Genomic DNA, 15,125 nt, shown 5'->3' on the forward strand with positions numbered 1-15,125 from the left:
AAGTAGGTGTTCACGTTATTATTATTTAATAACAATGCTTTACAGTGTATTTTTTTAGGTGTGATAAATATTGTTTGCATTGTGTAAATAACTTGTTTAATGTTTATTGCATTCGTAGTCATTTGTGGTTTTCTACGATGAGATTAGTCGCATAATCATGTCTTAAATAAAATTTTTTAATCAAAAATGCATACGTAACCAAAAAAATAAAGCAGGGAGAAAGATACATGGCTCGTTTTCTTAAAGAAGGTATCACTGAAGAAGCTTCAGCAACGAATGACGCGAAAGTGCGTGGTATTGTCGAAGGTATTTTAGGCGACATTCAAGCGCGTGGAGACGCAGCCGTACGTGATTTGTCTGAAAAGTTTGATAGCTGGTCACCAGAGAACTTCCGCCTGAGTGATAAGCAGATTCAGGCCTGTATCGACAGCTTGAGTGATGAAACGCGTCATGATATTGAGTTTGCACAAGAGCAAGTGAAGAACTTTGCACAGATCCAGCGTGATTCAATGAAAGATGTGGAAGTGGAGACATTACCAGGGGTGGTGTTGGGTCATAAAAATATTCCAGTAAACAGCGTGGGTTGTTATATCCCAGGCGGTAAATATCCACTGGTTGCTTCTGCACACATGAGTGTACTTACAGCGAAAGTTGCAGGTGTGAAGCGAGTTATTGCGTGTGCGCCTCCTTTCAATGGCGAGCCAAATGCTGCGATTGTTGCCGCGATGGCGATGGCTGGTGCTGATGAAATTTACTGTTTTGGCGGTGTGCAGGCTGTCGGTGCAATGGCATTGGGCACCGAATCCATCTTACCTGTTGATATGATTGTCGGCCCAGGAAACGCGTTTGTCGCTGAAGCGAAACGCCAGCTGTTTGGCCGTGTTGGTATCGATTTATTCGCTGGCCCAACAGAAACCTTGGTCATCGCCGATGAAGTTGGCTGTGACCCAGAACTAGCCGCTGCTGATTTGTTAGGTCAGGCAGAGCATGGATATAACTCCCCAGCAGTATTATTGACGAACTCTGAATCATTCGCCCAAGAAACGATTAAAGAAATTGAGCGTCAGCTGACTATTTTGCCAACAGCCGAAGTTGCGGGTAAGGCTTGGGAAGATTATGGCCAAGTTATTGTGTGTGACAGCTACGATGAAATGGTTGCTGTAGCTGATGATATTGCATCAGAGCACGTACAAGTGATGACTGAAGATACTCAATACTTCCTCAACAACATGACAAACTACGGCGCATTGTTCCTTGGCCGTGAAACCAACGTCTCTTACGGTGATAAATGTATCGGTACTAACCACACGTTACCGACCAAAAAAGCGGCACGTTATACCGGTGGTTTGTGGGTGGGTAAATTTATTAAAACCTGCACTTACCAGCGAGTGACAGCCGAAGCATCATTGAAGGTTGGCGAATACTGCTCACGCTTATGTGCGCTGGAAGGTTTTGCTGGTCATAAAGAGCAAGCTGATATTCGAGTTCGACGCTATAAAAAGCAAGAAGAAGAGGGCGTTTTATAATGAGTAAACTCGCTCTGGTTACGGGCGGGAGTGGCGGCATCGGTGCCGCCATTTGCCAACAACTCGCTCAACAAGGTTACCAAGTTCTTCTTACATATCATTCTAATGGTGAGGCAGCGTCATCGGTACTTGACTCGCTCGCTGGTGACGGGCACCAAAGCTACCAGCTAAACGTATCTGATTCGGAAAATATAGAATCGCTGGCGGCGTCAATTTCACGTGATAACTTAGGGCTAGATTTATTGGTGAATTGCGCAGGTACGACCCAATTTGTTGCGCATGAAAACCTCAGTGGTTTAGACGATGAACTGTTCGATCGTATTTTTCAAGTGAACGTGCGAGCACCATTCGCGATGGTACGGGCTTTCCAGCCGATGTTGAAAAAGAAACAAGGGTGTGTCGTCAACATTACTTCTATTGCAGCGCAAACGGCAATGGGGAGCAATATTGCATATTGTGCCAGCAAGGCGGCGATGGAAAATATGACCCGTTCGCTAGCTAGGGCACTGGCCCCCGAGGTGCGAGTGATGGCTGTTGCACCGGGCTTGGTTGATACTGAATTTGTGAAAGGTCTTGATGATGCATGGCGCAATCAACAAGAGCAGTCAACGCCGTTAAAGCGCTTAGCAGATGCTAGCGAAGTAGCAAAAGCAGTGGTCGTTGCCGCCGAACAAATGACTTTCTCTACCGGAACAACTCTGGCTGTGGATGGCGGACGCCCGCTTGGCAGTTAAAACAATAATGATCAATGTGTTGTTCTGTGATTAACGTGTTCTAAAGGATATATAACATGAACTTACAACAAAGAATGAATACGCAGTTGGTGCGGTATATGGAGTTGATCCCAGGAAAAAGTGCATTTATTGATGCACGCACACCGGGAAGCCACTTGAAAGATAATTTTTGTATTATTGGTGCCGGAGTGGCTGAAAACAGCCGTCAGCATGTTCATATTCGTGAAACGTCGGGTTTTAACATCGGTGCTGCGGGTCAACCGCCTGGCATAAAAAATTCGTTGCACTCGCATCATACCGCAGAGTTATTTGTGGTGTTTAAAGGTCAGTTCCGTTTCTATTGGGGCAATGAAGCAAAAGATGAAGCGGTATTATCACAAGGTGACGTGATTTCTATTCCGACCAATCTGTTCCGTGGCTTTGAAGTGGTTGGTGATGAGTATGGCTTCATGTTTTCGGTATTAGGTGGGGACGACTCAGGCGGTGGTGTTGTTTGGCACCCAAGCGTTATCAAAGATAGTCAAGGACATGGCTTATACCTTCGAGAAGATGGTAGCTTGGCTGATACTGAAGCGGGTGATGCAATTCCAAATGCTGAAGAGTTAATGCCTTTATTATCAGATAAAGAAATGAGTGCGTTTGATAATTATACCGCTGAGCAGATGATGCCTTTTGTTGCGTTGAGCGGCAATTACCAGCCTGTTAAGAGTGATTTTGAAGGGGTGAACTATCAGCAGTATTCACTTACTGGTAGCCCTAAAGCAGACTATGATTTTCAGGTGAAAAGTGATGATGCGGTGAGTATTCACGCATATGCTTTAAAAGAAGAAGCAAAACTGCCATTGCATCGTCGTGCTGAAAAGCAGGTATTGATTAACTTCAGTGGCGATACACGGGTGAACATTGAACTGAACGGTGAGTCGGCATCGGTGCTGATGACAACCGGGGATGTATTTAATGTGCCGGAAGGTGCTGCTATTAGCCTTGCGAATGAGCGTGGTAATAGCTTCATCTACAGTATTTTAGGCAGTGATAAACCGCAGAAACCTGAAATATTAGGCGCTTAAGGGGATTAGAATGAATCAATCTGTTCCACTACTTTGGTTACCAGGCTTGTTGTGCGACCACCATCTGTTTACGTCAGTTAACCAGCGCTTAGCTGATAATGTTGATCCGCAATGTGCAGTATTAACTGCCGATGAGTCAATGCAAGTTTTAGCCGCGAAGGTGCTGGAAGATGCACCAGAAAGATTCATTCTAGGTGGGCTATCAATGGGGGGGATTTTGGCGTTTGAAGTTTATCGCCAAGCCCCTGAACGTGTAGCAGGCTTGATTCTGATTGGTACGAATGCCGCCGACGAAAAAATGGAAATCACACTTAAACGTAATAGTTTAGTTGAGAAGGCAGTACAAGGGGCATTCTCTATGATCACGCCTGAGATATTAATGCCTTTGTTGATTCATCCAAGCCGTTTAAATGATCCCTCGCTAACTTCAACAGTAACGTTAATGGCAGAGCATGTTGGTCTTAACTGCTTTATGGCGCATGCAAATGCCTTGGCAACACGGCCAGATGCACGTCCGCTGTTAGCGAGTATAGCAGTGCCAACCTTGATAATATGTGGTCGTGACGATCTGCTTTGTCCGGTGAGTAATCATTTATTGATGGCTGAACAAATACCAGATGTTAGCTTACATATATTGAACAACTGTGGTCACTTAACCACCATGGAGCAACCCGAGCGCGTTGCACATCATATTAACGCTTGGCTTTCAGTGAATAACATTTAATCGCTACTATACAGTTGTTACTGGGTAACGATTACCTGACTGACATGCTGACACTATCAGAAAGCACAACATGGAGATGTTGTGCTTTTTGTTTATTGGGTGAAGTATACTTGGGTATTACGCGTTTTTATTGCACACCGGAAGCTAAAACGATACGCTAAGTTAATAGTATTCAATCGGTTAGGATGAACATGAGTAGCCACAAATGGAACTTAGCTTATCGCGTGCCAGTGAGTGAACAACCGAAAGTGATAGCATCGATTGTTATGGGCTTTGCTGACGATCCTACTGCAAGGTGGTGCTGGCCAGATGTCGATACTTATTTAAAAGTCATGCCACAATGGTCGAAAGCCAGTGGAGATGAAGCATTCAAACACGGCACCGCATTATATAAATCAGGTTGTGGTGCACTATGGTTACCACCTGATGTGACATCGGATGATGCGCGGATGGATGCATTGATAAAAACAACAATGACAGAGAAACAGCAAGACACTGTGGCAGTGTTATTTGAAAAACTGACCCCTTTTGAGCCTAAAAGTCCGCATTGGTACTTGCCTTTAATTGGCGCAGATCTGATCACCAGAGGTAGTGGGGCAGGAACCGCCTTAATGCATAGCGTGACTTCAGAGTGTGATCGTATGGGTGATACGGCTTACTTAGTTTGCTCTAATCCAACCAATATTGGTTTTTATCAGCGACAAGGATTTGAAGTAATGGATCATATCTATGCGGAGGACTTTCCTGTAATGATCCCAATGCTCAGACCCCCTAGCTAATTATTGAATACTAAACGTTTTTTGATCTGTAGGTGTTGTAAACACACTGTTACTATTAATTAAACCGTGCGATTGTTTTTTTAGATAACATGAAATTATAAGGGAATGGCAAAGGAGATTGCCTATCATGTTTTCAATTACAAGGAGTCGTTATGGATCTGAAGCAAGGATGTTTCAATACAGCATTAATTGGGCTAGCCTCGGTATTACTGTCTACCACTGCATTTGCCAGTGATTATTCGTCGGCGTGTGCTGGCGATTCTTCTCCACTCGCTTTAATCGGACAAAAAGAAGTGTTCTATTCTAAGGCGGCAGATTTAAACTTTCGTTCGAGAATAGACACAGGTGCTACTCGTACCTCACTTCATGCAACAAATATTGAAATTGAAGGTTTTGCACCTGATGCCGGTGAAAATGTCGGTAAAGTGGTGAATTTCATTACTGCAAATGAACTGGGTGAAAGTGTGCATATGAGCTCGAAGATCACGCATGTTAGGCAGATCCAAAATTCGCTTGGCTCTGAACTAAGGTATAGCATTGAGCTTGATCTCAGTATGTCTGGCCAAGAGCACATTGTAGAAGTGAATTTGAAAGACCGTAGTCTAATGTCTGATAAGCTACTGATTGGTAGAAATATTTTAGCGTGTAACTACCTAGTAGATGTGTCAAAAGCGAGTGTCTACGGATTATAGTAAAGGCGAGTGTCAATCTAACAATTAGCGCGCCCTAAAGTATAAAGTGAGATTTATACAGTCGTAAGCGCGCTGGTTTATTTTACTCTAATTGAGTAAGGGAATTAGCAATCTAGCGCCATTAGCTCTGTTACATCAGAGCCCGCTTCGATAATGCGACGTTCTTGGTTTAGTTTGAACCAATGTAATGGCTTATCATTTGCGGCTTCATAAGTCATTTGGTCACCCGATACCGCTAACCATGAACCTTCAGGAATACCAATAACAGATTGGTGCGGGTTCACGATTAAGAATTCTTCAATGCGTTCGTCGCGTGTTTCACCCATATGATCTTCGATGGTGGCATCGACGTAATGGGCATTAATTTGGAAAGGCACGAAACTTAACGATGGGGTAATCGCTGAGCTGACAATACACATGTCATTTGTTGTGCGGATTGTTGGTGCGCTAATTACCGTTCCTGCACTCCAGCCAATGTATGGTACGCCAAGTTTAGTCACGGCATGTTGGATAGGGCCGATCAGGCCAAGATCATGCAGTGTTTTGTTTAGTACCCAAGTGTTACCACCGCTTACGACAATAGCATCGGCTTCACGAATGGCTTGTACTGGATCTGCTGCATTGTGCAATCCAGTCACGTTTACATCAAGGTGACTGAGGCTCTCAGCTACCATTGCTGTGCGATCGTCATGGCTGCTGCGAATAACGGCATAAGGAATGACCACGACGTTCTTTACTTGCTTGCGATTAAATACTTCAGTGATCGCAGGTAATGCAAATTCCATTACTTTAGTGTTGCCAGCAACTTTACCGTTGCTTAATAGTAAGAGATCCATCTTAAATTCTCTGTCTTTATGAAAGAGTGCTAATACTAAAGCAACTTGCTGCTTAGAACGTTGAGTTGTTGCACAAAAATCTCTCTTAAAAAAAGCCCTAAGAGGCCAATTTGTTCTGTCGTTCGAATGCAGCTTCTAATTGTCGTTGTGCAACTTCAAGTTGCTTTAATAGACTAGATACATCGCGAAGGTCACCCGTAGAAACCGCCTTACGAATTTTAGCGTGATAGCTTCTAACACGCTGGATACATTTACGTTGTAAGAAGATGCTTCTTAAGCTTGCTGCTTGATCCATAGTTTCCTCACCATTAATGATTAAAGCCGTATTTGAATACGATTATTAGAACATCCAATTGTCAGGGTACTTTTAAGGAAATGTAAATTTCACATCAAATAAATTTAAATTAGATCAGTTATGTATAATTTATATTGAATTAATGTTATAAATCGAGTTTCATATAAACTCTTCTATTTGGATCAATTTTGAAATTTTAGATTGCAGTGCGTAGGTGTGGCCGATTTAACACCGAGGTTTAACCGATGTGTTGAGATTGATATTTCAGAGCGGTGTTAATATATATTTAATATAATCAGACAGTTAAATATCATGTGTGATTGTTTTTTTGTTTAGCGAAAAAATGCTCGATTTCATACTGTGTACCAATGAAAGTAGATGTTTCTATATTTATTTTTATTAATGAAAGCCACAATTGGCTTCTATTCTTCTCGATTAAATTATCAGTTAGTGTATCGGCTTCTACTACTTACTGGTTATTCACAATGCCGTCATCTAATGTAAAAAATCGTTGGTTAATCGCACTTGCTGCTGTTGGTATCCATATCTCTATCGGTTCTATTTATGCGTGGAGTGTATTTTCAAATCCACTGCACCAAGCATTCGGTTGGGACTTACAGCAAATTTCATTTACTTTCGGTATTGCTATCTTCTTCCTTGGTGCCTCTGCAGCGGTTATGGGGCATGTGGTAGAGAAAAAAGGCCCACGATTTACAGGTACTATTGCAGCATTATTCTTTGGTGCTGGCGTTGCGGGCGCAGGTATCGCAACCAGTATGGAAAGTTTGTACCTACTGTATTTCAGCTATGGTGTATTGGGTGGCATTGGTTTAGGCATGGGGTACGTTACGCCAGTATCTACGTTAATAAAATGGTTCCCCGATCGCCGTGGTTTAGCTACGGGTCTGGCAATTATGGGGTTTGGTTTTGCATCGATGATTGCAAGCCCTGTTATTCAAGCATTAATTAGCAGTGTGGGTATTTCGGCTACTTTTTACATTATGGGCGGTACGTATTTTATCGTTATGTTGGCCGCTTCTTCTTATTTAGAAAAGCCACCTGTTGATTGGGTGCCAGAGAGCATGCAAGTAACCGAAAATGGTAAGCAACAAGTTAAGCCAACAGGTGATTTAAGTCAGCAGAACGCGAATGATGCCGTTAAAACGCCGCAATTCTGGGGCTTATGGGTGATGATTTTTATCAACATTACTTGTGGTATCGCAATTATTTCTGCTGCATCTCCAATGGCGCAAGAAATCGCCGGATTAAGCGCAATGGAAGCCGCGACAATGGTAGGCATCATGGGCTTGCTAAATGGTCTAGGTCGTCTATTTTGGTCGTCTGCGTCTGATTACCTTACTCGACCAAATACCTTCATTATCTTCTTTGTTGCCCAAATTGGCGCATTCATGCTGCTACCTTCATTGTCGCACGCACTGATGTTCCAAGTGGTCGTCTTCTTCATCATGACCTGCTACGGCGGTGGATTTTCGACGCTACCGGCTTATATTGGTGACTTGTTTGGTACCAAGCAACTTGGGGCGATTCACGGTTATGTATTAACAGCATGGGCATTAGCTGGCTTAACAGGATCATCTTTGGCTGCTTATGTACGAGGCTTAACAGGCAGCTATACGATGACGATGTATATCTTTGTTGGTATTTTGTCTGTGGCGCTAGTCATTTCGTTAGCAATGAAACTGTATGTAGCAAAGACTCAGCGAGCAATGAGTAAAGAAGCGCCGCTGAAAATGGCAACCTCATAGTTGTTAGGATAACAGTGTTATAAGTTGTTATTTGTTACTACAATTTATCTACCGATTGATTATGAATACCATGGTGTTGAATAATCAGTCGGTATTATTGTTTTTGGATGATTGATCTGTGCTCAGGAAGGCAAATAACTTGTTCTAACGCATGGTTCATCTAAAATCAGTTAGATATAAAATACTCATTAGTTTTTTACCGTGTGTGACCTTAATGAAATCAGTAATTAGTGCAATTTATGAAGCCAAGCTGGCTGAGCTAAAAGAACAAGTAGTCACATTAAATAAACCTGTGCGTTTAACTATTGTGACGGTGGGGGATGATCCGGCAAGTAAGGTTTATGTTCGCAATAAAGTCCGTTTGTTTGATGAGCTTGGCCTTGAATGTAATCACCTTACGCTTGATGAAGCTGTCACTAAACAAGATGACTTAGATACGCTTGCTGAGCAAACCGATCATCCTATTTTGTTCCAACTCCCATTACCAAACGGGTTGGTTGCTCCCGATTTACCTGCCGCAATTGATGTCGATGGTTTTGGCTCTGAAACCCTAGGCCAACTAGTGCTTGGTCAAAATTCGATTCTTCCATGTACCGTACAAGCTACTATCGATATCATTTCGTCTCAGTGTGGTGAATCGAACTTTGCAGGGCTAAAGGTCGCGGTTGTTGGCCGGAGCAATATTGTCGGTAAGCCGTTAGCGATAGAGCTCATTAACCGTCAGAGTACTGTTGCAAGTTTTAATAGTCGTTCAGATTTAGGCGCTGTTAGCTGGCAGCAATTTGATGTGATTGTTGTTGCGACAGGGGCACATGGTATTTTAGATAACAGTCAATTTATTGAAGGCCAATTGATTATTGATGTGGGTATTAACCGTGTTGATGGTAAATTGGTTGGCGATATAAAACACCATGATGATATTTTATCACTTGCGGCAATTACGCCTGTTCCGGGTGGTGTAGGGCGTTTGACGTGTCTTCATGTACTGGGTAATGCAATAAAGTTAGTTGGATGATCGGCTGAGTAATCGTTTTTATATAGCTTGTTTATATAGCTCATTCATATAGACGAGTCGGAATCTGAAACGAAAGAGGTTGCTTCTTACTGTGATACACATATGAGTGTTCAGTAACAAGCGATCTCTTTTGCTTTGGCAAGCAGTCTTAGAAAGAGGTGTTACACTTGATAATACCGATAGGCAGCATGCCAGAGGCTATGTCAAGATGAATACCCCACATCATACTTCTCACCTGTTTTTATCTTTATATCGAAATTTTATACGGATAATCGTGTTAACCCTATTGATGGGACAAACATTGACTTCGCTATGTTATGCAGAGAAACCAACGCTCAATGTTGCGGTTTCAACCGATATGCCACCTTATGTAACGGACAGCGCAACACAAGGCTTTCAAATAGATGTTGTTACTAATGCGCTTGATGAGTATTCAATAAATTTCTTACAGATGCCTTTTGCTCAATTACAGACAGCCGTTCAACAAGGGAAGGCTGATGTTGCAATGAGCGTATTAGTTGATGATAGCGATGTCTTTTATTCGAATCACTATATAACGTTCGCGAACTTTGCCATTAGTAAAAAGTCAGATAATGCACAGATAAAGTCTGTTGGAGATTTAAAAGACCATCGGGTACTTACTTGGCAGAATGCCTATTTAGATTTAGGTGCCGATTTTGAAAAGCTGTTTTCATTAGATTCACCGCAACGGAAAAATTATATTGAGTTTGCAGATCAGGCAGATCAAGTTAAGCAGTTTTGGTTAGATACTGGCAGTATTGCTGTTATCGACCGCAGTATATTTAATTTTTTCAGTAAAGAATTAGGCAAATCGATGGATGAGGTGGTGCTTCATTCGTTGTTCCCACCAGTTACCCACTTTAAGGCCAGTTTTAAAAATCAGGAAGTAAGAGACAACTTTAACTATCAGTTAGATAGGATGTGCCGGGATGGTCGCTATAATGCGCTCTTAGATCGGTATGGTATTGCTCTTCAGGCGACGATTTGTGATATAGGTGAAGATGTAAACGTTGAATAAAACCGTTGAACAAATTGAGTCATAGCGGGGAAGGGGGAACAATAAAGCAGGTAACTACCTGCTTTATCTGTCTGGATGCTATTGAGCGGGCTTTAATAACTGGCCAAGGTAGCGAACAACATGTGCGGCATCTTGTGCAGCACTGTTTACTTTAGCAATAATAGCCTGCGCACGTTCATCGTCATCTTTGAATGCCAGTTTTACTTTTTCGTTCATGGCTTCGGCATTTTCAAGCTTTTGTTTACAGTCTTCAAATAGTGCTGATAAAAACTGCATTTCAACATCACCGCCTTTGGTGAACATATCGGCCGCAATTTTATAAACGGTGTGAAACTTTGTCGCCATGTCTTTCTTATCGCCTTGGCTTTCTTTCGCCCAATCTTCAGCCCAGCTTTTAAAAATAATCGCGATTTGTGGGTTCGGGATAATGTTCACTTGTTGCATTGGCGGTATGTCCTTTGACGTCGTTTTACGTATTTTAACGAGGATGAATAGTAATAGAGCTGTGATGAGTCATAAAGCTTTATTCATTTCCCCTTCGTCATTTGGTGAAAAAACGCACAGGGAGGAAGAGCGGAGAGGGAGATAAATACAGAAGCTTGAGAGCGGTAAGAGATATTGCTGGTGCATAATGGCTGCAACGATGTTTACTTCACTCGCATAAGGCGGTGACGTACACCGTCAATATGGAAAACTAACACTTGCGATGTTTTCATCTGTTCGACTTTAGCTTGCATGTCAGAAGTGTATTGTCTTCTTTTCATCCATTGTAGCGGCTCTTGGAAACTATCTTCATTTATGACGAATGATTCGTCCTGTAGGGCACTGCTATGAATATTGATTACCCAAACACGGCTTTTGAAATCCATGACTTCAATCGCTGCTGATTTAAAGCGTTGCCACAGAGTAGGGGTATCTTTGTTCATTTCTGGGTTTCCCATTGTTATCGATGACGTGATAGTGATTTCTAATCATACCTAGTTTAATTAAAAAAGGGCCTATAAAAATAGGCCCTTTTTTTATCATTACTCGCTTAGCGAATTACATTGCACGTTCGAACGTAACAACTTCATAGCTTAGCGGTTTGATAACAGGCATTTCTTGTGCGATGTAGTCGATAACCGCTTGTGCATCGGTATTACAGCGTGTGTTATCGGCTTTACAATTTGGCGCTTGGCCTTCGTAGTTCACAAGGAATCGACCATTTTGCTCTTCAATATTTTTAACATTGAAGGCAGTTAGTTGACCATCTACGTAAGCAAGGTCAACACGACCTGTACTCTTTTGCTGAGCAGTAAACAGCGGAGTCCAGCCATCGTTACCTGTTGCGTTGTAGTTGTTAACAGCAACGTTGTAAGTTTTGTTGTCTTGCAGCGGAGTCCAGATTGGGTTTTCTGCTGTACCCGTCATGACTTCTACGTAATCTAGCTTACCAGCTTGGTTCGGTGTCGTTTCAGTGTATTGGAAACGAATGTAGCCACCGTATGGGAACTTACCAGCATGTGAGCCTTCAGGTAGCGTTGCTGAAACTGTACCGTCAATTAGCTCTTTAATGACTTTGCCTTTTACAGGTACAACAGACATGAAGTTAGAGAATGGAAGCATTTCTAAAGAAACGTTACCTTCGCGGTATTCACCGGCTTCAATGTTGGTGCGAATGCCGCCTGCGCCAATCAGTGAGAAGTCAACTTTCATGCCAGTCACTTCAACAACTTCTGGCGAGTTAGCCCAGTAGTATTGGCCTGCTGCAATGATAGCGGCAACATCTGAACCGTGCTTATCAGTACCTCGATCGCCTGGACGACGCTCATGGATAACTTCTACAGGTACTTGAGCAATCACTTTACCGTAAGCTTCGTCAACGGCTGGCTTGTACTTGGTATCGATAAGCTGGCGCATTGTTGTTTCTTCATCGGTGATGATGATGTTTTCTTCACCTTCGATAAAGTTAACGACCGCAGCGTTTTCTTCTACGCTAAATTTGCTTTCAGCTTCACGCAATGGTGAGTGGAAGTACTCGTCATTGGTTAGTAGGGTGTTTAAACCTGCACATGAGGTCACATTACCATTACCGTCAAAGCTTACTTCAAGTTGTCCGATTGCTTGTGAATATTCACCGGCCTGAACAACACAAGTTTGGCTGTTGCCATTCGGGTTAGTTACCATCTGTGCATAGGTGCCAGAGTGGTCATGACCAATGTTAGTGAAGTCACCTAGCAGTGTATGAGAGTGTCCACCAACGATAAGGTCGATACCGTTAACTTTTGATGCAATATCTACATCAACCGCGTTACCGATATGCGTTAGAGCGATGATATTGTTAATGCCTTTAGCCTTGAACATATCAACAGTTGTTTGCGCAGATTCAACCATATCGAAGAACTGCACGTCACCCGTATTTGGTGAAAGGTTCGGCATATCATCTAATGCAATACCGAATACCGCGACAATATCTTTACCTGCAGGCAAGTTATTGATGTCTTCGATAACGGTCTTTTTGTTGCCGTCAAAAGCGAAAAGCGTGTAAGGCTTTAAGTTTGTCTGATCTTTTAAGTCAGCATCTTCACTTGTGTCGATGTTCGCAGCAAGAACTGGGAAGTTGATGTCACTAATAAACTGGTTCAACTTGGCATTGTTCAAGTCAAACTCGTGGTTACCAAGCGCCATTGCATCAATGCCCATACGGCTTAACAGCTCAGCATTCATTGCACCTTCATTCAGCTTGAAGTATGCGCTACCTTGCCAAGCATCACCACCATGCAAAAATAGGAAACTGTTGTCTTGATCTTCCGCGGCTTTTTTATATTCTTCTGCCATCGTATGTAGGCGTGGGAAGCCACCAAATTCGTTATATACGACGGTTTCATTTGCTTTGAAGCTAGATTTAACAGGATCAAAGTTAGAGTGCGTATCGTTGATGTGGGCAACGGTTAAAGAAAAAGACTCATTTGACTGTGATGGTGTTAGTGAGCAGCCAGCAAGTGCCAATGTAATGGACACTGCAATAAGAGGCTTTGAAAACTTCATTCAACTACCTTTTCAAAGTTATTTACATATGGACGATATAAAGGTACTAATCGAGCACCTGAGTGAAAAAGTCCGGAAAATTCGAGACTTGCGCACTATATCTGAGTTGAAAAATGCGGGCAATTGCAAAAAAGTTAAACTGAGATCACGGTATAAGATTCGTTTGCGCAATCGCTTAAATATCGAGGCTGCAGGTGATTGATTCATAGATAAATAGTATTTATGAAGCATGGGGTGAGTGTCTATCTTGATAAAGTACGTAAAATTGTTACAAACCACTGATTGGTGATGTTACGACCAACCAAGTGTTGAGTAATTCAACAATACTCATTTATATCATTAAATAAGCGACGGGAAAAATATCCCAAACAATGACCGAGTGGGGGGAAAATGAATGGAATACATTAAATAATGAGCTGTATCCGCTGAGCTGAGTATTTATGATAAGACAAATTATCATAAATAAGGTGTCGATGAGTTAAAAATAGGCGAAGCACCAATACGCTGTTACGTTATTGTAAAAAATTAATGACAATAAATTTAATAAAGCACATCCCCTTACCTTATATAAGGTTATGATCACAAATTAGTGACGGGAAAATGCTATTCCCTTGCTAGATAATCAATGAAATGGAAAAATTTCCCGTGTTGAAGAATTTACGGGAAAATTCCCCCATGAATAAACAAGACTTTATTAATACAGTAAATACGATTGAATCGCATACTGATGCCGAGCAGCGTATTACTCAATATTTCATGGAGAATTATACTGTTCTGCCATTTGCTAAAATTGATGATCTTTGCAAACAAATTGGTGTAGGAAAGGCAACACTCGGTCGCTTTCTGCAGCGAATTGGTTTTAGTGGGTTTATCGAATTTAAAAAACGGGTAACAGACGACCTAACTCAAACTTTAACGACGCCCATTGAACGTTATGAGTGCCATACAACAGCCCCATTGCCTGCTGACATGAAAGGTGTATTGGCAAATCATTACAATGAAGTCATGGATAACATGGAAAAAACCTATCAGGCTATTTCTGAAGATGACTTTGATAAAGCCGTAAGCTTAATGCGTCAGCCGAAGGGAAAGTTGTACGTAATGGGGAGTGCTTCATCTGAAGCTTTAGCAAACTATTTTTACTTATTAGCAAGGTATTTACGTCGAGATGTTGTATTGCTTAATGCTGATACTTCAACGTTACCACACCAGTTGGTTGATGTAACAAGTGAGGATATATTGCTCGCCATTTCATATCACCGCTATTCCAATATCACGGTCAGGCTGGTGCGTTGGTTCAGTGAATGTGGTGGGCACATTATTGTAGTGACAGATCAAGCGGTAAATCCTTTTGTACCTTATTGCTATGTTCAATTTAATGTAGAAAGTGCAGGTAGCGGTTTTTTCAATAACCGTGCAGCAGGCTTCTCATTAATTGAGGCATTTATAAAAGGGTTATCACAACCTCATGAAAAGGATAATCGTTTTAAACGCATTGAAGGATTATTTGATGAATTTAGCGTATTTAAAAGCTAAGTCATTCAGAAATAAATAAAGAAAACATTAAACATATTCATATTGTTTGTATGGCATATCGCTGTACAAATAATGTGCTGGAACACCTG

15 protein-coding genes are annotated in these 15,125 nt (G+C 41.9%); 10 read left to right on the forward strand and 5 right to left on the reverse strand.

What is annotated here, in order from left to right; translation table 11 throughout:
* Window positions 1-227 precede the first annotated feature (227 nt).
* The 6 genes from hisD (at window position 228) to L4D09_RS27540 (ending at window position 5,522) form a co-directional block, all read left to right on the forward strand.
* Window positions 228-1,526 carry a histidinol dehydrogenase gene (hisD, locus tag L4D09_RS27515; RefSeq protein ID WP_428460729.1) on the forward strand — a complete coding sequence of 433 codons (1,299 nt, stop codon included), beginning with the start codon at window positions 228-230 and terminating at the stop codon, window positions 1,524-1,526.
* On the forward strand, window positions 1,526-2,260 hold the full coding sequence (locus L4D09_RS27520; protein WP_428460730.1) for an SDR family NAD(P)-dependent oxidoreductase: 735 nt from the start codon (window positions 1,526-1,528) through the stop codon (window positions 2,258-2,260). Before hisD ends, L4D09_RS27520 begins: the two co-directional genes overlap by 1 nt.
* Window positions 2,261-2,316: 56 nt before the next feature.
* Entirely contained in the window at window positions 2,317-3,327 is a 1,011-nt protein-coding gene (locus L4D09_RS27525) for a cupin domain-containing protein (protein ID WP_428460731.1), read from the forward strand.
* Between the two features lie 10 nt (window positions 3,328-3,337).
* Window positions 3,338-4,051 carry an alpha/beta fold hydrolase gene (locus L4D09_RS27530; RefSeq protein WP_428460732.1) on the forward strand — a complete coding sequence of 238 codons (714 nt, stop codon included), beginning with the start codon at window positions 3,338-3,340 and terminating at the stop codon, window positions 4,049-4,051.
* 191 nt (window positions 4,052-4,242) lie between these two features.
* On the forward strand, window positions 4,243-4,830 hold the full coding sequence (locus L4D09_RS27535; protein WP_428460733.1) for a GNAT family N-acetyltransferase: 588 nt from the start codon (window positions 4,243-4,245) through the stop codon (window positions 4,828-4,830).
* A 152-nt stretch (window positions 4,831-4,982) separates the two neighbouring features.
* The gene (locus tag L4D09_RS27540) at window positions 4,983-5,522 is read left to right on the forward strand and encodes a putative ATP-dependent zinc protease (protein WP_428460734.1); all 540 of its coding nucleotides are present in this window, start codon (window positions 4,983-4,985) and stop codon (window positions 5,520-5,522) included.
* Window positions 5,523-5,626: 104 nt separating this feature from the next.
* Here the strand turns inward: L4D09_RS27540 and pepE are convergent, their stop codons facing one another.
* Both pepE and L4D09_RS27550 read right to left on the reverse strand, forming a co-directional pair.
* Entirely contained in the window at window positions 5,627-6,358 is a 732-nt protein-coding gene (pepE, locus tag L4D09_RS27545) for a dipeptidase PepE (protein WP_428460735.1), read from the reverse strand.
* Between the two features lie 97 nt (window positions 6,359-6,455).
* Window positions 6,456-6,653, reverse strand: coding sequence for a hypothetical protein (locus L4D09_RS27550; RefSeq protein WP_428460736.1), 198 nt, complete (start codon window positions 6,651-6,653; stop codon window positions 6,456-6,458).
* 485 nt (window positions 6,654-7,138) lie between these two features.
* Between L4D09_RS27550 and L4D09_RS27555 the strand changes: the two genes are divergently transcribed.
* The 3 genes from L4D09_RS27555 to L4D09_RS27565 all read left to right on the forward strand — a co-directional run bounded on the left by L4D09_RS27555 (window position 7,139) and on the right by L4D09_RS27565 (window position 10,473).
* Window positions 7,139-8,419, forward strand: coding sequence for an L-lactate MFS transporter (locus L4D09_RS27555; RefSeq protein ID WP_428460737.1), 1,281 nt, complete (start codon window positions 7,139-7,141; stop codon window positions 8,417-8,419).
* Window positions 8,420-8,633: 214 nt separating this feature from the next.
* Window positions 8,634-9,434: a tetrahydrofolate dehydrogenase/cyclohydrolase catalytic domain-containing protein gene (locus L4D09_RS27560; protein WP_428460738.1), complete on the forward strand. Its 801-nt coding sequence runs from the start codon at window positions 8,634-8,636 to the stop codon at window positions 9,432-9,434.
* Window positions 9,435-9,708: 274 nt separating this feature from the next.
* The gene (locus tag L4D09_RS27565; RefSeq protein WP_428460739.1) at window positions 9,709-10,473 is read left to right on the forward strand and encodes a substrate-binding periplasmic protein; all 765 of its coding nucleotides are present in this window, start codon (window positions 9,709-9,711) and stop codon (window positions 10,471-10,473) included.
* A 78-nt stretch (window positions 10,474-10,551) separates the two neighbouring features.
* Here the strand turns inward: L4D09_RS27565 and L4D09_RS27570 are convergent, their stop codons facing one another.
* The 3 genes from L4D09_RS27570 to L4D09_RS27580 all read right to left on the reverse strand — a co-directional run bounded on the left by L4D09_RS27570 (window position 10,552) and on the right by L4D09_RS27580 (window position 13,500).
* The gene (locus L4D09_RS27570; RefSeq protein WP_428460740.1) at window positions 10,552-10,917 is read right to left on the reverse strand and encodes a hypothetical protein; all 366 of its coding nucleotides are present in this window, start codon (window positions 10,915-10,917) and stop codon (window positions 10,552-10,554) included.
* Window positions 10,918-11,120: 203 nt separating this feature from the next.
* A complete protein-coding gene (locus L4D09_RS27575) occupies window positions 11,121-11,399 on the reverse strand; it encodes a hypothetical protein (RefSeq protein WP_428460741.1) in 279 nt (92 codons plus the stop codon).
* Window positions 11,400-11,514: 115 nt separating this feature from the next.
* The gene (locus tag L4D09_RS27580) at window positions 11,515-13,500 is read right to left on the reverse strand and encodes a bifunctional metallophosphatase/5'-nucleotidase (RefSeq protein WP_428460742.1); all 1,986 of its coding nucleotides are present in this window, start codon (window positions 13,498-13,500) and stop codon (window positions 11,515-11,517) included.
* Between the two features lie 675 nt (window positions 13,501-14,175).
* Between L4D09_RS27580 and L4D09_RS27585 the strand changes: the two genes are divergently transcribed.
* Window positions 14,176-15,036, forward strand: coding sequence for a MurR/RpiR family transcriptional regulator (locus L4D09_RS27585; protein WP_428460743.1), 861 nt, complete (start codon window positions 14,176-14,178; stop codon window positions 15,034-15,036).
* The last annotated feature ends 89 nt before the right edge of the window (window positions 15,037-15,125 follow it).

This window comes from Photobacterium makurazakiensis (assembly GCF_050336715.1).
Lineage (GTDB): Bacteria > Pseudomonadota > Gammaproteobacteria > Enterobacterales > Vibrionaceae > Photobacterium > Photobacterium makurazakiensis.